The sequence below is a fragment of the Cellulomonas xiejunii genome (genome assembly GCF_024508315.1).
In the GTDB taxonomy this organism is placed as follows: Bacteria; Actinomycetota; Actinomycetes; order Actinomycetales; family Cellulomonadaceae; genus Cellulomonas; species Cellulomonas xiejunii.
The window spans coordinates 660,101-678,533 of record NZ_CP101987.1; the positions used below are offsets into that span (position 1 = coordinate 660,101).

At 75.5% G+C, this 18,433-nt stretch carries 15 protein-coding genes; 9 read left to right on the forward strand and 6 right to left on the reverse strand.

Annotation, left to right across the window (positions count from 1 at the left end):
- Positions 1-96 precede the first annotated feature (96 nt).
- Positions 97-1,434, reverse strand: a complete 1,338-nt coding sequence (locus NP048_RS03245) for a hypothetical protein (protein ID WP_227578055.1) — start codon at positions 1,432-1,434, stop codon at positions 97-99.
- 104 nt (positions 1,435-1,538) lie between these two features.
- Positions 1,539-2,603: a non-homologous end-joining DNA ligase gene (gene ligD / locus NP048_RS03250; RefSeq protein WP_227578056.1), complete on the reverse strand. Its 1,065-nt coding sequence runs from the start codon at positions 2,601-2,603 to the stop codon at positions 1,539-1,541.
- A gap of 179 nt (positions 2,604-2,782) precedes the next feature.
- On the opposite strand from ligD, the gene NP048_RS03255 reads away from it, so the two are divergent.
- From NP048_RS03255 to NP048_RS03280, 6 genes are all read left to right on the forward strand, one after another.
- Positions 2,783-3,016 carry a PspC domain-containing protein gene (locus NP048_RS03255; RefSeq protein WP_227578057.1) on the forward strand — a complete coding sequence of 78 codons (234 nt, stop codon included), beginning with the start codon at positions 2,783-2,785 and terminating at the stop codon, positions 3,014-3,016.
- A gap of 84 nt (positions 3,017-3,100) precedes the next feature.
- Complete coding sequence (locus NP048_RS03260) at positions 3,101-3,535, forward strand: ATP-binding protein (RefSeq protein ID WP_227578058.1); 435 nt, start codon at positions 3,101-3,103, stop codon at positions 3,533-3,535.
- Positions 3,536-3,699: 164 nt separating this feature from the next.
- Positions 3,700-5,331: a chromosome partitioning protein gene (locus NP048_RS03265; RefSeq protein ID WP_227578059.1), complete on the forward strand. Its 1,632-nt coding sequence runs from the start codon at positions 3,700-3,702 to the stop codon at positions 5,329-5,331.
- A gap of 177 nt (positions 5,332-5,508) precedes the next feature.
- Positions 5,509-6,096, forward strand: coding sequence for an RNA polymerase sigma factor (locus NP048_RS03270; protein WP_308054113.1), 588 nt, complete (start codon positions 5,509-5,511; stop codon positions 6,094-6,096).
- A 116-nt stretch (positions 6,097-6,212) separates the two neighbouring features.
- Entirely contained in the window at positions 6,213-7,703 is a 1,491-nt protein-coding gene (locus NP048_RS03275) for a hypothetical protein (protein ID WP_227578060.1), read from the forward strand.
- 140 nt (positions 7,704-7,843) lie between these two features.
- Positions 7,844-8,818 (forward strand): 5'-3' exonuclease, encoded by a 975-nt coding sequence (locus tag NP048_RS03280; RefSeq protein WP_227578061.1) that lies wholly within the window; start codon positions 7,844-7,846, stop codon positions 8,816-8,818.
- An 18-nt stretch (positions 8,819-8,836) separates the two neighbouring features.
- Here NP048_RS03280 and NP048_RS03285 read toward each other — a convergent pair whose 3' ends face one another.
- From NP048_RS03285 to NP048_RS03300, 4 genes are all read right to left on the reverse strand, one after another.
- Positions 8,837-9,370 (reverse strand): hypothetical protein, encoded by a 534-nt coding sequence (locus NP048_RS03285; RefSeq protein ID WP_227578062.1) that lies wholly within the window; start codon positions 9,368-9,370, stop codon positions 8,837-8,839.
- A gap of 135 nt (positions 9,371-9,505) precedes the next feature.
- Positions 9,506-10,480, reverse strand: coding sequence for a DUF3806 domain-containing protein (locus NP048_RS03290; RefSeq protein WP_227578063.1), 975 nt, complete (start codon positions 10,478-10,480; stop codon positions 9,506-9,508).
- A gap of 140 nt (positions 10,481-10,620) precedes the next feature.
- On the reverse strand, positions 10,621-14,745 hold the full coding sequence (locus NP048_RS03295; protein ID WP_227578064.1) for a S8 family serine peptidase: 4,125 nt from the start codon (positions 14,743-14,745) through the stop codon (positions 10,621-10,623).
- A 210-nt stretch (positions 14,746-14,955) separates the two neighbouring features.
- Positions 14,956-15,384 (reverse strand): hypothetical protein, encoded by a 429-nt coding sequence (locus NP048_RS03300; protein WP_227578065.1) that lies wholly within the window; start codon positions 15,382-15,384, stop codon positions 14,956-14,958.
- A 127-nt stretch (positions 15,385-15,511) separates the two neighbouring features.
- Here NP048_RS03300 and NP048_RS03305 point away from each other — a divergent pair, with 127 nt between their 5' ends.
- The 3 genes from NP048_RS03305 to NP048_RS03315 all read left to right on the forward strand — a co-directional run bounded on the left by NP048_RS03305 (position 15,512) and on the right by NP048_RS03315 (position 18,433).
- Positions 15,512-16,753: a D-alanyl-D-alanine carboxypeptidase family protein gene (locus NP048_RS03305; RefSeq protein WP_227578066.1), complete on the forward strand. Its 1,242-nt coding sequence runs from the start codon at positions 15,512-15,514 to the stop codon at positions 16,751-16,753.
- Between the two features lie 17 nt (positions 16,754-16,770).
- Positions 16,771-17,925 (forward strand): AAA family ATPase, encoded by a 1,155-nt coding sequence (locus tag NP048_RS03310; protein WP_227578067.1) that lies wholly within the window; start codon positions 16,771-16,773, stop codon positions 17,923-17,925.
- Between the two features lie 67 nt (positions 17,926-17,992).
- Positions 17,993-18,433: an OsmC family peroxiredoxin gene (locus NP048_RS03315; RefSeq protein ID WP_227578068.1), complete on the forward strand. Its 441-nt coding sequence runs from the start codon at positions 17,993-17,995 to the stop codon at positions 18,431-18,433.

The window sequence follows — 18,433 nt, forward strand, 5'->3', positions numbered from 1 at the left end:
GGGCGCCCGTCAGCCGCCGACGTACGCGAGCGCCTCGGCGATCCGCAGCTCGGCGAACGCCTCGGCCACCGCGTGCAGACGTGCCGCCGGCACCGCCTACAGGACGGGTGCGGACTGACCCACGACCTGCGGCCCACCGACCTCGTGACCGCCCCGCTCGTCGTGCAGGAACGAGTGCGCGACGCGGATGCCGGGACGCCCGGCGGAGGACGCGTCGACCACGACCCGCGGGTACGGGCGGGAGGCGTCGGCAGGGCTGGTCCACGCGACCGCGGCTGCGGTGTACCCACCAGCCCGCGCAGCGTCACGCGCCTGGGCGACGCCCGCGTCGGTGTTCGGGAACTCGAGCACCTCGACGTCGTGCTGCTCACGCACCAGCACGAACGGTGCGCAGCCGGCGGCGTCGCTCACGGCGCGGTCCAGCGCGAGCTCCAGCGCGCGCAGCGCGAGGTCCTGCACCCGCTCCGAGGGGCGGTGCGGCAGGTCCTCGGGGGTCAACGGCTCCTGCGTGGTCACCGGCATGCCACGTCCCGGCGTGGGGAACGCCGTCGTCTCCGGTGTCGGCTCCCACGGGGCGGCGTACGGCTCCGGGGTGGCAGCGATGCCCGCCGTCTCCTCGACGAGGGTGGGGGTCCAGGCTGCGGGCTCGGCTGCGGGCTCGGGTGCGGTGTCCTCGACGAGCGTGGGGGTCCAGGCTGCGGGCTCGGGCTCGGGTGCGGTGTCCTCGACGAAGGTCGGTGCCCAGGCTGCGGCTTCGGGTGTGGGCTCCTCGACGAAGGTGGGGGTCCAGGCTGCGGGCTCGGGCTCGGGCTCGGGCTCGGGCTCGGGTGCGGGTGCGGGGTCCCCGACGAACCTGGGGGTCCAGGCTGCGGGCTCGGACGACGAGGCTGCCGCGTGCGTCGGCTCGGCCGTCCGCTCCGGGAGCGCCACCGCGGGGACGGCGACCGCGTCGGGGGACCGGTGGGGCGTCGGCACGGCCGGCCGGCCCTGCAGCAGGTGCGCGGCGGCCCGCTGCACGTAGTCGACGACCCATGCCGACGAGCGCACGCGCCAGCGCGCGTGCGCGTCGAGCACCGGCAGGACCGGCATGTGCGGGCGGTCGACCAGCAGCACGCCGGGGGTCGCGCCGTCGGGTCCGGGGCACATCTGCCAGACCGCGTCGGCGACGGAGGCGACGAGCAGGTCGCCGACGGCGATGCCGATCGCGGCGGCCACGCCGGCGGGTGCGGGGACCTCCGGGGGGTGCGTCTCGAGGAGGCGCTCCCACCGGGCGTCGAGGGCGGCGGCGACGCTCGCGTCGGTGCCGTCCCCGCGCAGCCACTCCCGCAACCGGTCGAGGTGAGCGGACTCACCGGGTGTCAGCGGACGCGCGAACGCGGGGGCGGCTGCGGGTACGGCGGACCTCGCCGCGAGCGCGGGCGAGAGACTGTCCATTCCTGGCTCATCGGCGCGGACGACCCGCGTCTTGAGCCCTCCGCGGTGTGATGTCCGGGAGTCGGGGGCGTACCTCCGTTCCGCCGCCGCGGCGCCCGGGCGCCTCAGCGCGGGCGGTCGCGGTCCTTGCTCGGCTGCACCCGCTTGGGCTCACCGGGCATCTTCGGGTACTCCGGCGGGTACGGCAGGTCGCCGTGGCCCTCGTCGCGTTCCTGGCGCTCGGCGAGCTCCAGGAGCGAGTCGATCCGGTAGCGGGGCGTGGTGTGGGCGACGAGCGGCGCGTAGAGGTCACCGACCGTGGCGAAACGCTCGGGCATCGTCAGGACGTCGAAGTCGTCGGGATGCACGTCCGGCACCTCGTCCCAGGTCAGCGGTGCGGACACGGTCGCGCGCGGGTTGGAGCGGATGGAGTACGCCGACGCGATGGTGCGGTCCCGGGCCATCTGGTTGTAGTCGACGAAGATCTTCGACCCGCGCTCCTCCTTCCACCACTTCATCGTGACGTCGTCGGGCAGCCGCCGCTCCAGCTCGCGGCCGAACGCGATGGTGGCCCGGCGGGCGTCGGTGAACGACCACTCCGGCACGATCGGGACGAAGACGTGCAGGCCGCGCCCGCCCGACGTCTTGGGGAAGCCGTCCAGGCCGTGCTCGGCGAGCAGCTCGCGCACGTGCGGGGCGACGCGGGCGGCGTCGGCGAAGTCGGTACCGGGCTGCGGGTCGAGGTCGATGCGCACCTGGTCGGGGTTCTCGACGTCGTCGCGGACCACGGGCCACGGGTGGAACGTCAGCGTGCCCAGGTTCGCCGCCCACACGACCACCGCGACCTCGGTCGGGGCGACCTCGTCGGCCGTCCGCCCCGACGGGAACGCGATCCTCGACGTCTCCACGTACCCCGGGGCGCCCTGCGGCACGCGCTTCTGGTAGAACGCGTCCCCCGACGAGTCCTGCCGCGTCGCCATCCGCGCGCCCTCGAACACGCCCTTCGGCCAGCGCTCGAGGGTGGTCGGCCGGTGCAGCAGCGCACCGAGGATGCCGTCACCGACGTCGAGGAAGTACCGCACCACGTCGAGCTTGGTCAGCCCGCGCTCCGGGAACACGACGCGGTCCGGGCTGCTGACGCGCACGGTCCGGCCGCGCACGTCCAGCTCCACCGCGGGGGTCTGTGCCATGGCTCACACCGTAGGGCCGAGCGCCGACACCCGCTTCCCGCCGTCGTCGCCCCGGGAGCGCGGGCGAGCAGACCACGTGCGGACCTCGGGGTCGGATCAGGGACGGATGGGGGGCCACCCCGGAGGCGGGTGCGTCGGCCGACGGCCACAATCGTCCCAACGACGAGCAAGGAGGACGGATGGACTCGGTACGCGAGACGTTCGCACGTGCAGGGCTGTCACGGCCGCAGACCGGGCGCTGGCTGGCCGGGGTGTGCGCGGGCGTGGCGGCGAGGCTCGGGATCGACACCTGGATCGTGCGCCTCGTGCTGCTCCTGCTGCTCGTCCTGCCGGGGAGCCCGTTCGTCATCTACGCGATCCTGTGGATCTGCATGCCGCCCCAGGGCTGGATCCCGCCGGTCCGCACCCCCTAGGTGTCGCAGGTGGCGCGTCCAGGTCGGGTGTCCGGGTCGTGGTCCGGTCGGCAGGACCGGCGCGCGTCAGGCACCCTGGTGACCGTGGGAGAAGTCCGTGACCTTCGCAGCCGCCGTGGCACACCCCCGCCCCTGCTCGACGACGAGGTGGTCCTGACCGCCGAGCGCAGTGCACCTCGCCAGGCGCGGCACTGGGTGATGCGCGCGGTCGCCGACGCGGGCGTCGGAGGCACGTCCAACCAGGTCATCGAGCTGCTCGCGGGTGAGCTGGTGTCCAACGCCGTCGTGCACGGCCCGGCCGGGGAGCCGGTCCGGGTGGCGGTGCGCGTGGACGGGCCCGTCGTCCGCGTCGCCGTCACCGACCGCGGTGGCGGTGTCCCGCAGGTGCGCCACCCTGAGCCGACCGCGGCCAGCGGACGCGGCATGGCGCTCGTCGACGCGCTGTCGACCGCGTGGGGCTCGGCGCAGTCGCCGGACGCCGGCACGACCGTGTGGTTCGAGGTCGACACCGACGAGTGACGGCCTTTGGGGGCTGAGCTGCAGGTGCTTGCGGCACGCCGCCGCTCACGTCCGTTGTGCGCGCATGCTGGACTGGCGATACGTTCGTCCGGGATGTGGCGTGCTCGCGCCTGCGGGGTGCCGGTGACGGTGGTCGCGTGCCGGGCAGGACGTAGGGAGCAGAGATGACGCGCAAGAGCGGCAACGTGGCGATGGAGCCGAGTACCTCGACCGGTGCGGTCGAGGCGACGGCGGTCGGGTCGACCGCACCGACGACCGGAGCGGTCGCTGCCGCGCCGCAGGGGCCGGACCGGCCGGTCCACCTGCCGCAGATCTCCGCCGAGGTCCGCGAGGACGGAACCGGCGAGATCAGCGTCGACGGGGTCCGCGAGAGCATCGCGATGGCCGACCTCGCGGAGGCGGGTGCGGCTATCACGGGTCGGATCGCCGCCCTCGCGGCGGAGGCCGGACGCCCGCTGCCGGTCGAGGTGCGTGACCCCGACGGTCTGTGGGCGCTGCTCATCCACCCCGACGGTCGTGTCGACGAGGCCGACGAGACCGACCTGGCGGCGTTGAGCGCGCCCGTGCCGGTCGTCGACCCGGCGTGGTCGCAGCCCGACCCGCTCTCCGCCCCGACGCCCGTCGTGCCTACCGGCGCGACGCCCGCGGTCCCCACCGGCGCGACGCCCGCGGTTCCCACCGGCGCCACGCCCGCGGTTCCTCACGGCGCGCCGCCCGCGGTTCCGTCGCACGTGGACGCGGACCCGGTGCCGTCGGGGGAGCAGCCCGTCGCGCCCGAGCCCGTCGCCGCGGCGCCCACGGCCGAGTCCCGCGGCGCGGCGCGGGGCGAGACCCGGGCCGAGCGTCGTGCCGACACCGGCTCGTTGCCGACGCTCGACGACCTGCTGGCGGCCCGCCACCCCGCCCACGAGGGCCCCGCGGAGCACGGTTGGCAGCGCACCGTGCGTCGCCTGACGCTCGGCGCGGTCAAGCCGCAGCCCGGTGCCGCCGAGCGCGCGCGCCGCTCCCAGGTGGGCGCGATCCGCCGCACGTTCGACGGTCCGCGCACGGTCGTCGTGGTCAACCCCAAGGGTGGTGCCCACAAGACGACCGCGACGATGCTGCTGGCCTCGACCTTCGGCCTGGCGCGCGGGGGCTACACGCTCGCCTGGGACAACAACGAGACGCGCGGGACGCTCGGCTGGCGCTCCTCGCACGCCGACCACCAGCGCACCGCCGTCGACCTGCTGCACGCGCTGCCGGACCTCACGCAGCGCGGCACGCTGCGCATCGGCGACCTGGACTCCTACGTCCGCACGCAGCAGGACGAGCAGTTCGACGTGCTCGCGTCCGACGAGAACGCGGCGTCGATCGAGAGCGTCGACGCGGCGTCGTACCGCGCGCTGCACGACGTGCTCACGCAGTTCTACCGGGTGCTCGTCGTCGACACGGGCAACAACATGCGTGCCTCGAACTGGCAGGCCGCGGTGCAGTCGGCCGACCAGCTCGTGGTCGTCTCGACGCTGCGCGAGGACACCGCCCAGTCGGCGGCGTGGGCGCTCGACGCGCTGCGGGCCACCGGCCAGGACGAGCTGGTGCGGCAGGCCGTCACGATCCTGTCCTTCCCCGAGCCGAAGGTCGACAAGGACCTGCGGCACCGGCTGCGCTCGCACTTCGGTGCGCTGACGCGAGCCGTCGTCGAGGTGCCGCACGACAAGGCGCTCGTGACGGGCGGCCCGATCGACCACGCGCAGCTGCGGCCGGCGACGCGTGACGCGTGGTTGCGCGCCACCGCGATCGTCGCGGACGGGCTCTGAGGGCCTGACGGCGCGGCGTCGCGACGGCGCGGTGAGAACGCGGTGACGATGCACTGACGTGCAGGACGAACCGGTGCGCGGGGGCGTGCAAGATTCGCCATGCCCGCGACACCAGGGGATGAGGGCGGTGCCCGCACCGCTCTGCCTGCCCGTCCGTCCGCCGACCCGGGAGCCGCAGTGCCCGCGCACCCTGAGCACGACACCGACGACCGAGCAGCCGCGGGCGTACCCGAGGACGGGCCGGTCGGCGACGGTCCACCTGCCGGTCCGCCCGCCGGGCCGCGCGACGCGGTGTGGTTCGAGCGTCTCGTGGACGACCACGCGACCGCGGTGCACCGGTACGTCGTACGCCGGGTCGGACCGTCGGACGTCGAGGACCTCACGGCCGACGTCCTGACCGTCGCGTGGCGCCGCCGCGGGGACGTCCCGGAGGGCGCCGAGCTGCCGTGGCTGTACCGGACCGCGGCCTACGTCGTGGCGAACCACCGCCGCAAGAGCCGACCCGTGCTGGTCGCGGAGGTGCCGGAGCGGGTCGACGGCGACGACCCGGCGCTGCGGGCGGTCCGCGACGACACGGTGCGGACCGTGCTGGCCGGGATGTCGGCCCGCGACCGGGAGGTCCTGCTGCTGCACGCGTGGGAGGGCCTGGCGGGCGACGCGCTCGCGGCGGCGCTCGGTGTCGGACGGGGAGGTGCGGACGCGGCGCTGTCCCGCGCACGGTCGCGGCTGCGCGCGGCGTTCGACGAGGTGGGCGTCACCCCCTGACGCACCCGTCACGCGTGTCCCGCGGTGCGGCGTCGCGGCCAGCTGCAAGACGCGGCCCGCTCGGCACACAGAGGGGGCAGAGACAGATCGGGCCCGAACGCCCCCAGGAGGACCTCATGGACGAGACGCGCGACCCCCACGACGGCACGCCCGTCGACGGCACGACCGACGGGCGCACGACCGACGGGCGCACGACCGACGGGCGCACGACCGACGGGCGCACGACCGACGACGCGGCGAGCGACGCTGCCGTGGCCCGCGTGCGTGCCGCCGACCCGGCTGCCGGTGCCGTCCCCGACGGCGCCCGGCTGCGCGCGCGGCTCGCCGACGCGACGGGCGCACCTCTCGCGGCGGGCACGCCGGTGGCCGAGCCGGTCGACGACGAGCTCGCCGCGGCGCGAGCGCGGCGCCGACCGGCCGCACGGTGGCTCCAGGTCGCCGCGGTCGCGGCCGGGGTCGCGCTCGTCGGCGGCGGTGGTTACGCCGTCGGCGCCTCGGGTACCCAGGACCCGGCCGCGCCGCCCATCGCCCTGCAGGGTGCGGACGGCACGGGTCCCGGTGCCGGGCAGGAGATGGCGGCGGCCGACTCGCGCAGCATGGTGGCACCGGGGTGGTTCGGTGGCCGCACGGTGTTCAGCGGCAGCGGGCTCGACGGGGCGGCCGGCTCCGGCCGGGCGTGGGCGTTCGACGCGACGTCCGCGGCGACGGCCGGGACGGCGGCGCGTGTCGCCGAGGTGCTCGGCGTGCCCGGTGAGCCGCGCCAGGAGTGGGGTCAGTGGGTCGTCGGGACCAACGACGGCCTGTCCGCCACCGTGCAGGTCGGCGTCGACGGGCAGGCGAGCATGTGGTTCTACGACCGGGCGTGGGACCCGTCGGTGTGCACGAGCGGCACGGGGGCGGCCGACCAGGGCACGATCGAGCCGGACGTCGCCGTGGAGCCGGTGCCCGCCCCCGACGCGCCCGGGGAGCCTGCACCTGCGGATCCCAGCGTCTGCGACCCGTCCTCCACCCCCACGGGGGACGCCGCCGTCGCGAAGGCGCGCGACCTGATGGGTCGCCTGGGCGTCGACACCGCGGGGTACGAGCTCACGGTCGCCGACGACACCGGGGTGCCGGGGCTCGTGAGCGTCACGGGCGCCCAAGTGGTCGACGGCACGCAGACCGGCCTCGGCTGGTCCGTGCAGCTTGCGGGCACCGGGGTGCAGTCCGTGTCGGGCCCCCTCGCGACCCTCGTCGAGCTCGGCACGTACGACCACATCAGCGCGGACGAGGCGGTCGAGCGGCTCAACGACCCGCGGTTCGGGGCGTCGTACGGCGGCATGATGCCGCTGGCGAGGGCCGCCGGCGCCGCCGCCGACGACGCCGTGACGATGGAGGAGCAGCCAGTCGACGAGCCGACGGTGCCGCCCGTCCCGGCACCCGGGGACCCGGTCGCGTGGCCCGTGCAGGACGTCACGATCACGGGCGCGCGTCTCGGCGTCACGCTGCTGACGACGCCCACGGGCGCCACCCTGCTCGTGCCGGCGTGGGAGCTCACGGACGCGGACGGCGGCACGTGGAGCGTGATCGCCGTGGTGGAGGACCAGCTCGACCTCGACCCGGCCTGACGTCCGGGTTGCACAGGACAGCGAGTCGCAGGGGCTCGCGCACAGGCGTGGCCGGGTGGTGCTGGAGGGCGCCACCCGGCTTCGCACGTCACGGACGCACCTGCGGGACCCGTGTGGGCGGATGTCGGTAGCGTGCCCCCATGACCGCCACCGCCGGCCCCGCCGGGCGTCTGCTGCTGCTCGACTCCGCGTCCCTGTACTTCCGGGCGTTCTTCGGGGTGCCGGAGTCCGTGCGCGCGCCCGACGGCACACCCGTCAACGCGGTGCGCGGGCTGCTCGAGATGATCGCCCGGCTCGTCGCCGACCGGCACCCCACGCGCCTCGTCGCGTGCTGGGACGAGGACTGGCGTCCTGCGTTCCGCGTCGAGGCCGTGCCGTCGTACAAGGCTCACCGGGTCGCGCGTGAGGTCCCCGGCACGACAGGCGAGGAGGAGGTCCCCGACGCGCTGAGCGCGCAGGTGCCGGTCATCGTCGAGGTGCTCGCCGCCCTCGGCATCGCGCGCGTGGGAGCGCCGGGGTACGAGGCGGACGACGTCATCGGCACGCTGGTCGCGCGGGAGGCTGCGCGTCCGGCGGGTACGCGCGCTGCCGTCGACGTCGTGACCGGCGACCGGGACCTGTTCCAGCTGGTCGACGACGACGTGCCGGTGCGCGTCCTGTACCCCGTCAAGGGGGTGAAGGAGATGCTGGTCGTCGACCAGGGCGTCCTCGTGGAGCGCTACGCGGTACCCACCGGGCGCGCGTACGCCGACATGGCGGTCCTGCGCGGGGACCCGAGCGACGGCCTGCCCGGCGTGCCGGGCATCGGGGAGAAGACCGCGGCGGCACTGCTGCGACGGTACGGCTCGCTCGAGGGCGTCCTGGCGGCGCGCGACGCGGGTGACAAGGGACTGACCGCCACGCAGCGCACCCGCCTGACCGAGGCGGCCGACTACCTGGCGGTCGCGCCCCGGGTCGTCACCGTCGCGCCCGACGCCCCGGTCACGGACGTGGACGACCGGCTGCCCACCGTGCCGGCGGACCCCGACGCGCTCGTCGCCCTGGCGGAGCGCTGGGGCCTGTCCTCGAGCGTCCGGCGGATCGTCGACGTGCTCACCGACGCCGCCGACGGGTGAGGCTGACCCGCAGGCCGCTCAGCCGGCGGCAGGCGCGTCGAGCACCCACACGTTCGACCCCGCGGCGCGCCAGCCGTCGTCCGTGTCGGGTGCGGGGGCCTCGTCCGCGCCCAGACGGACGCGGGCGCCGTCCGCGCCGGACAGCGTGACGACCGCCTTCGTCGAGGGCGCGACGCACGCGACCCGGGGGACGTCACCGTCGGGCACGGCGACGAGGCACAGGTCGCCGTCCCACCGCAGCGCCGCGAAGTGCTGGCCGGCCTCGGTACGCACCGCGAAGCGCGCGCTCGTCGGGTCGATGCCCGTCTCGTCGACGACCGACTCGGCCACCTCGTCGGTCGGCTCCCCCTGACGCGTCAGGAGATCGACGGTCATCTGGTCGGCCGCTGCCCCCTCGGAGTCGCGGACCGCGAGCAGCCACACCACGCCCGCGACGACCAGGGCCGCGGCGACGACGAGCACGACGGCCCCCCGCCCGCGACGCGGAGGGGCCGGCTCGCCCGGGAACTGCTCGTCCAGGTCGAACATGCCGGTGTCGTCGAACGTCGTCACGGGACCAGTATCGGCACGTTCCGGGTCCGGGGTGAGCCGACGCGCGGCGTCCGCGCCACGTCCCGCCGACGTGCACGGGCCCCGGCTGCCTCCGGGGGGACGGTGAGGCGGCCGGGGCCCGTGGGTCGCAGGGCGTCAGTCGTCGGCCGCGCCGGGTCCCCGCGCGATGCCGTGGACGACCGTCTCGAGGTGCCGGAGGAACCACCCGGGGGTGGCGTCGTCCCATGCCTGGGCGACGGCCGCGATCGGGTACACCAGGACCTCCGGGTCCTCCCGGGCGAGGACGATCTCGGTGCCGTAGCGGTCGGAGCACGTGGCCCAGCCGAGGTCGTCGACCTCCGCGCACACGAGATCGCCGAGGGCGACGCCGAAGACGTCCGCCAGGGGGCGCACGTCGGGCCGGTCGTCCGCCTGCGTCCACTGCGCGTGGACGCGGTCGAAGAGCGCGCTGACGGCCGCTGCGTCGCAGGGGCCGGGGCACAGCCCGGTGACCAGGGCCCGCTGCTGACCCAGGAAGAGGCGCTCGGCGGGGTTGAGCTCGTCGATGCGGTGGCGGGTGTCCGAGAGGGCAGCCGCGACGGGACCGGGCTCGTACGCGGGTGGCGCGGCGGGCGGTGTGGTGGGGATCGCGGCCGTCGCGTCCCGGGCGTCGGCGTCCTCGGACGGCGGCCGGGTGTCGTCGGTGACCTCGGGGGCGTCGTCGTCGGGGGCGTCGTCGTCGGTGACCTCGTCGTCGGCGTCCTCGTCGAGGGCTGCGTCGGCGTCCGGCTCGTCGGTGTCATCCGCTGCCGGCTCGTCCGTGGCCGGCTCGTCCAGGGCTGGCTCGCTCGCTGCCGCGTCGTCCGTGGCCGGCTCGTCCTGCGCCGGCTCGTCCTCGTCCTCGTCGTCCGTGGCCGGCTCGTCCTCGTCCGCGTCGTCCTGGTCCGCGTCGTCCGCGTCGCCCTCCTGCTCGGGCTCGCCCGGCTCCAGGTCGCCGTCCGGCACGTCCGCGAGGTGCTCGACGACGCGCAGGAGCGCCACCTCGTCCGGCGTGCTGCCCTCGGCCACGGCGTCGTCCTGCGCCTCCGCGGGCACCGGCCCGTCGGTCGGTCCGTGGGGTGTGGGCAGCACGGATCCGCTCCCTTGCGGCGTCCGTCGGTCCAGTCCCATGCGGCACCATCGGCGCTCGGGCACGTGTCCTTGACATGTCGGAGCGGGCGTCGCCCGGACGGACCTCCGGGCGACGCCCGCTCGACGCGGGACGGGTGACGTCAGCCGATGCGGATGACGTGCGCCGTCCCGGTCGGCAGGTACCCGCCGTCACCCGCGTAGAGCGCCGTGACGACGCCCGACGTCCGGATGGCCGGCAGCTTCACGGTGGCCGCGCCGTCGACCAACCGGAAGGTGCCCACGGGCCGCAGGCCGAGCAGCACGGTGACGCGACCGGTGGCTGCCGGTGCGCCCTCGCCGCCGCCCACGCGGACGGTGACGGTGGGCGTGCTGCCCCGCGGCACGGTCCACGTCGGGGTCTCGAGCGTCACCTGCGACTGACCCGGGACGACCCGCACCTGAGCGGTGCCCTCCGACCGTGCGACGTCGGTGGTGCCCTCGAACACCGCCACGAGCCGACGGGTGCCGGTCGCCAGGGTGCGCGGCAGCTCGACGGACGCGGTGCCCGTGAGCCCGTCGACCGTCACCTCGGCGGTCGCGAGCACCTTGCCGCGCTCGCGGATCGTCACGGTCCCCGAGGGCGCCCAGCTCTTCCCCTTCACCGTGACGGTCGCCGTCGCCGGCTGCCCGTACCGGACGACTGCCGGTGTGACGCGCAGCGTCGTGGTCGACGTCGACGCCGCGATCACCGTCTCGACCACGTCGGACGTCGACGGTGCGTACCGCGGGGTGTCCGGCGTGTACTGCGCGCGGAGCCGGTGCGTGCCGGCACCCAGCGTCGTGGTGCTCCAGACGCCCGCGCCGTCGACGACCTCGGTGGTGCCGAGCTCCGTGTCGCCGTCGAACAGCGTGAACGTCCCGGTGGCCTCCGCCGGCGTGACCGACATCTGGAGCAGCGTCTCCTCGCCGGCGGTCCCGGCCGACTCGACGTCGAGCGTCGTGGTCGTCCCGATGGCCTCGGGCACGTCCACCCCGACGACCTGGGCGCGGTCGCCCGTGGCGTTGAGGTGGTGCAGCACGAGGATGTCCGCGTCCGCGGCGCCCGGGCCGCCGTGCACCTCGACGGTGGCACCGTCGAACGCCTGCGACACGAAGTCGGCGTTGAGGTTCTGCTCGAACCACAGCGGCGGGTTGTAGGGGTCGACCGTGAACTCGACCTCGTCCACGATGCCGTCGGCCGGGAACGCGTACGTGCTGCGCATCTGCGCGGTGACGCCCACCGTGGTGCCCGGCTCGATGCCCAGCGCCGAGAGCGGGACGGGGACGACGACCGTGCTGTTGTCGAACGCGCCCATCTCGATCTCGCCCGCGTAGGGGTAGAGCAGCTCGGGCCCGGTGATCAGGTCGCCCGTCTCCCAGTCGTAGGTCTCCACGACCGAGTAGTCGGTGTCGACGAGCTTGCTCGCGATCGAGACGACGTCGGTCTCGCCGTCGCCGTCGGTGTCGAGCAGGACCCATGGCGTCAGCGCGTGCCCGAGGACCGCCCAGTCGGCGTCGGTCGCGATGCCGACCCCGAGGTAGCCGTCGACGGCGGGGTCGCCGCCGGCCGCGGCGACCGCGGGCGCGGTCGACGCCCACCCGGCGTGCCGGATGTCACCGGCCGCGATCGTCGAGCGCGACGTCTGGGCGTTCGCCGGCAACGCCTCCAGGCGCGGGGAGTCCGCGCCGTGCACCAGCGGGCTGGCCAGGCCGTACCAGCCGGAGGCCGGGGTGTCGCGCCCGCTGAAGACGAGCTCGGCGGTGCCGGCGGCCGGGTCGGGGAACGTGACGTCCGCGGCCTCGATGTCGGTCGTGGGCCGGGGCGTGCCCTGCACCGGCAGGCGCCACTGGGTGTCGCCCGACGTGAGGACGAGCCGGCCGGACACCTGGGACACGTACTCGCGCAGCGTGCCGGAGATCTGCTCCTCCTGCTGCGTCGGGTCGATGTCACGGGCGACGGTGGCCGGGTCGGCCGTGAACGTCAGCGTGACGATGCCGGTACCGCCCGCGGGCACCCGCAGGCTCGCGGGCGCCGCCGTGATGGTCGCGTCGCCGGACGTCGTGCTCGACGTGACCTGCGTGCTGTAGGTGCGGGCGGTCGAGCCGAGGTTCTGCACGGTGACGGCCTTGCGGATCGTCACGGGCTTGTCGGCGAGCGGCACGACGCCGAAGCTCACGGACGTCTGCTGCGGCTGCTCGGCGTTGTAGAGCAGCGTCTCGTTGGTGACCGCTGCGAGCGCGTCGACCCGCCCCGAGCCGACGCGTGCCGGTCCGTAGAACAGGTCACCACCGGGCTCGGTGGCGACGTCGTGCGTCGCGGTGTTGATGATGGCGGCCTTGATCTGCGCGGCCGTCCAGCCCGGGTGCGCCTCGCGGACGAGGGCGGCGATGCCGGCGACGTGCGGCGACGCCATGGAGGTGCCGTTGCTCGACGAGGCTCCGGTACCCGTGCCGACGTTCGCGGACACGATCTGCTGTCCCGGTGCCGCCACGTCGGGCTTGCCCCAGCCGAGGGAGCCGTGCGCGCCACGGGACGACGACGGGCTGAGCGTGTCCGCCGCGACGTCCTGCCGCGTGCTGAGGGCCAGCCCGGGGTCGATGCGCGCGACGAGCGTGCCGGCCTCGATCTCGGGCAGCAGCGCGTCGGTGGTGGCCGCCGTCATCTGGAAGCCCGGGATGGCCGTGTTGCCGGCGATGCCGGCGGCGAAGACCGGGAGCTCGGTCGGCAGGAGCACGCCGACCGCACCGGCGGCCGTCGCGTTGTTGAAGCGCAGGCCCGAGCCGCACGCGCGGGTCGCGTCGTCGTCGTCCCACCACAGGTAGGCGATCTTGCCGGCGACGGCTGCGGCCTGCTCGGCCGTGAACGCGGTGCACCCGTCGAACCGCGCACCGACGTACGCGACCGGGGCCGTGACGTCCTCGCCGGCGTAGCTGACGGAGTTCTGACCGGCGTGCTGCCCGACGAGGCCGGTGTCGGACGCCTCGACGACCTCCATCGCGTCGAACGCCAGGTCCTTGCCGACCGACCACGCGACCGTCAGGCCTGCGGCGCCGTTGCCGGGCGAACCGCCGATGTCCTCGACGTCGCCCTCGTTGCCGGCGGACAGCACGACGGTCGTGCCGAGCGCGGTGAGCTCGGCCACCTGCGCCGACTCGGGGTCGTCGGCGGGTGCGCCGGCCGCCCCGAGGGAGAGGTTGAGCACGTCGATCCGGTCGTCGTACGCGCCGTCGCCGTTCGGGTCGGCCGCCCAGTCCAGCGCGAGCGACGTGAGGTCGGTCGAGCCGGCGACGTCACCGAAGACCTTGAGGGCGTACAGCCCGGCCTCGGGGGCCGTACCGGGCCCGACGGGCCAGTCGAGCACGGACGCGAGCGCGGTGTAGTCGCCGTCGAAGGTCTCGCCGTCCGGGGTGATGCCGTACCCGGCCGCGGTGCCGGCGACGTGCGTGCCGTGCCCGTGCACGTCGATGGGGTTCTGGTCGGGCGCGGGGACGCGCTGCGCGGCCTCGCCGCCCGCGTCGTAGTCCCGCCCGGCGAAGTCGTAGCCGCCGAGGTACTTGGTGGGGTCGAACGCGTCGGCCGGGACCGGGCCGGTGCCGTCCGCGCCGTACGCGGCCTCGTACGCCTCGACCGTGCCGGGGCCGCCGAAGTCGGCGTGCGTGTAGTCGATGCCGGTGTCGATGATGCCGACGGTGACGTCGGTCCCCAGGACCCCGGTGCTCTGCCACGTCGCGAGGGCCTTCGTGAACTCGACCTGCGCGGCGTTGTCGAGGGTGCGCTCGGCGACCAGGCGCACGGAGCGCACGTCGGGGTCGTCGGCGAGCGCGCGCACCTGCGCGGCGTCTCCGAGCACGAGGGCACCGGACACGAGGTTGGTCGTCGTCGCGAGCCGCTGCGGCTCGCTGGTCGCGGCCTGCACGGTGCTCGGCGACGCCTCGGCCGGGACGACGTCCTCGGCCGTGGCCTGGGTGACGGCGGCCGCTGCGCGCACCTGCGCGGGGCTCCCGCCGTCGGCGGCGACCTCGACGCCGGACGGGGTGGTCAGCTCGACGAAGGCGGTGACGTGCCCGTCGGCCTCGGCGAGCGCGTCGCCGACGCCCTCGACCCGGTCGATCGTGACGTCACCCGCGACGGCGAGGCCGGACAGGTCGTCGGGTGGTGGCGCCGCCGTGGCTGCGGGTGCGCCCAGCAGGGCACCGGCGAGGACGACGGAAACGGCTGTCAGCGCGGAGATCGGACGACGTGGCATGCGGTCTCATCCCGGGGGTCGGACGAAGTGGTGCGGGCAGGCGTCACGACGGCGGACCCCCGGGACGTCATACCCGGGTGTGGCTGCTGTCACAGCCCGGGCACGGGGTGCACGCTACTGACCAGTAGCCGATTCGTCACGTCATCTCCACAAAATCCGCCTCGCACGCTTCGCCCGGTTCAGCGGCGGGGGCCGTGGGGCGGTCCGTGGTCAGCGTGGGACGAGCGTCTCCACGCCGTGCGGCGGGGTGGGGACGGACGTGCGTGGCGTCGCCTCGGCGGCCCCGGTGCGCTCGGCGATGACGCGGGCGGTGACGATCGGGATCGACCCCGTCCGTGGGACGTCCGCCGCGGCCGGCGCTGCCGTGAACCGCGGCTTGCGGCCGGGTCGACCCCGGAACCGGCGGGCCTCGATGCCCTCGAGGGTCGACGCGCGCCACACGGCGCCACCGTTGAGCCGCCCGTCGGGCTGCGGGAGCCACGCCACCTTGCGGGAGAGCCAGACGCGGATCGTGGCGTGCTCGACGTCGAGGCGCCGCGCGAGCCGCGCGATGTCGTAGAGGTCGTCGAGGCCGGTGGGGGGAGCGGGGGTCGAGGGGACGGTGCCGACCGGGTCGGGCCGCACGTCGTCTGCAGGCACGGGCCAAGGGTAGGCGACTCGGGACGCGATTGTGTGACGGCTGGGTAACAGGATGTGCACAACATCTTCGCGCGCTCGAGGCCTCAAGTGGTCTGGACGTCCGTCCGAGACACTTAACGTGTTTCGCGTGAGTGACAGAAAGTTCGGTCTGCGTCGGCGCTCGGGCGGCAGGCACGCCGCCCCGGCCCCCGCGTCGGCGTCCATGCCCCGCGCCCTGAGTCTCGTCCGCGTCCCCCGGCGCATCGCCCAGGGGGGTGTCGCGCTCGGGCTCGTGCTGAGCACGGGCGCCGTCGTCGTGACCGCCCAGGCGGACGAGCGCGCCCCCACATCCGTCGTCGCCGGGGGCACCCTGGCGCGGGCCTCCGCCGACGCCCCCCCGACGGGCCTGGCGGCGCTGTCGCGCGCCGAGGCGGTCGACGACGCGATGGCCGCCGTCGACGAGGTCTCGCGCGTCCGGGCCGAGGCCACGCAGGCCGCCGTGCCGGACGACGCCCTCGCCGAGCTCGACGCCGCCACGGCCGAGCTCCAGGCGGCGATCGCGGAGGCCGACGTCGAGCCGGTCGTCCCCCGCGAGCGCTCCGTCTCCCGCAACGCCGAGCGCTCCGACGCGGACGTCACGACTGATGACGCCGAGACGCCGAGCACGCTCACCCCCGACGCGGCCACCGTCGAGCCCGAGACGCCCGCCCCCGACGCGCCGGAGGAGCCTGCCGAGGCGGCGTCCGACGCCGACGTGCTGACCGGGTCGACGCTCCCCGACGTCACCGATCCCGCGACGGCGCCGCTGCGGGAGGCTCTCGACCGCGTCCGCGAGGCCGCGCAGGTCGTGCTCACCACGACCGAGCAGAAGCGCGCCGAGGCGGAGGCGGCACGGGTGGCCCAGCAGGTGGCCGAGCAGGCCGCCGCGGCCGAGGCCGAGCGCGTCGCCGCCGAGCAGGCGGCCCGGCGCGCCGCGTGGAAGGCGTCCCTGCAGGGGTACCAGAACGGCAAGGTGCCCGCCGAGGCCCTGTGCGGCCTGTCGTTCGCCGCCGGTGCGCAGCTGCGCTGCGACGCGGCCGAGGCGCTCGAGGCTCTCGGTGCCGCGTACGCCGCACGGTTCGGGACGCCGCTGGCGGTCACCGACTCCTACCGCTCGTACGGCGGCCAGGTCGCGTGCCGCGCCGCCAAGGGCAGGCTCTGCGCGACACCCGGCACGTCGAACCACGGCATGGGCGTGGCGGTCGACCTCGCCGGCGGCGTGCAGACCTTCGGCAGCGCGCAGCACCAGTGGATGCGCGAGAACGCCCCCGCGTACCAGTGGACGCTGCCCGGCTGGGCGCAGGCCGGCGGCAGCAAGCCGGAGCCGTGGCACTGGGAGTACGTCGGCTGAGTCATACGATCGGCTGCATGACCGAGCCGACGTCACCGGCGCGCCCCCTCGTCGGACGCGGGGCGGAGCTCGACGACCTCGACGAGCTCCTCTCGTCCGTCGCCACGGGGGGCGGCGCGACCGTCCTGCTGGAGGGCGAGGCAGGTGTGGGACGCACGCGGCTCGTCGAGGCGCTGCAGGGCACCGCCGAGCTCCTCGGCGTCGAGGTCCGCCTGGGCCGGGCCGTCGGGCCGGGGGCGGCGCCCTACGCGTTGCTCACCGACGCCCTCCTCGGTCCCGCACGCGGACGCGACGACGCCGGCCCCGTCGTCGCCGAGCTCGCGGCGCTCCTCGAGGTGCTGCCGCCCGAGCGTGCCGACGCACCCGCGCGGTTCGCCCGGGCCGACGAGCTGTTCGCAGCGCTCGTGCGTCGCCGTGGTGAGCAGGGGCCGTGGGTCCTGGTGCTCGAGGACGTGCATCTCGCGGACACCTGCACCCTGCACCTGCTCGCGGCCCTCGCGGGTGAGGGTGCGCTCCCGCGGGCCCTGACCGTGATGACGATGCGCGGCGTGCCGCACCGCGCGGAGCTCGACGTCGTCGTCGCCGGGTGGACGCGTGCCGGCGCCCGCTACCTCGAGCTGCGGCCGCTGGGGCCGGCGGCCACCGTCGAGCTCGCGCAACGGCTGCTGAACGCCCGGGTCGGCCCGGCGCTGCGCGGCGTCCTGGCGACCACCGGCGGCAACCCGCGGCTCGTCGTCGACGTCATGCGCACGGCTGAGGCGTGCGGGGTGCTCGAACGCAGCGGCGGGGTCGTCGAGGCCGTGGGCACGGGCTGGCTCGACGAGCTCGACGAGGTCGGGCGGGCGCACGTGCAGCACCTCGGCCCGCAGGTCCTGACCATGCTCGCGCAGGCGTCGGTGCTCGGCGGGTCGTTCGTCGTCGGGGACCTGGCCGCGCTCGCCGGCGAGCCGGTCACGGAGTGCTGGCGCACGCTGCGCCACGGGCTGGCGGCAGGCGTCGTGCACGCCCGCGGCGACCGGCTCGTGTTCCGCCACGACCTCGTGCGCACCGCGCTGTACGCCGCTCTCGACGAGGGCCAGCGGCGGTCCCTGCACGCACGCGCCGCGTGGGCGCTGCGGGCCGCCGGGGCCCCGCCGCACGTGGTCGCGGCGCACCTGGAGCGCGCACGCTGACGGCGTGCCCCCTAGGGTCGGACGTGGGCGCAGGCCGCGCCCGCCCACCGACGTACGAGGAGTGGACATGCCCACGCGCACCGCACGGACCGCCTGGAACGGCACGCTGCAGGACGGCGGCGGCCAGGTCGAGCTCACCAGCTCGAAGGTCGGCACGTACGACGTCTCCTTCCCCAAGCGCGCGGCGGACGACGCCGGCGGGACGACGAGCCCCGAGGAGCTCATCGCCGCGGCGCACTCGTCCTGCTACGCGATGCAGCTCTCGGCGGACATCGCCGAGGCCGGCGGCACGCCCGTCGCGCTCGACGTGACCGCCGACGTCAGCCTGGGCCCGGACCCCGCGGGTGGCTTCCGGATCACCGGCATCGCGCTGACGGTGCGCGGCGAGGTCGAGGGCCTGGACGCCGCGGGCTTCCAGAAGGCGGCCGAGGCGGCGAAGGCCGGCTGCCCGGTGAGCAAGGCCCTGACGGGCACGCAGATCACGCTCGACGCCGCGCTCGAGTCCTGA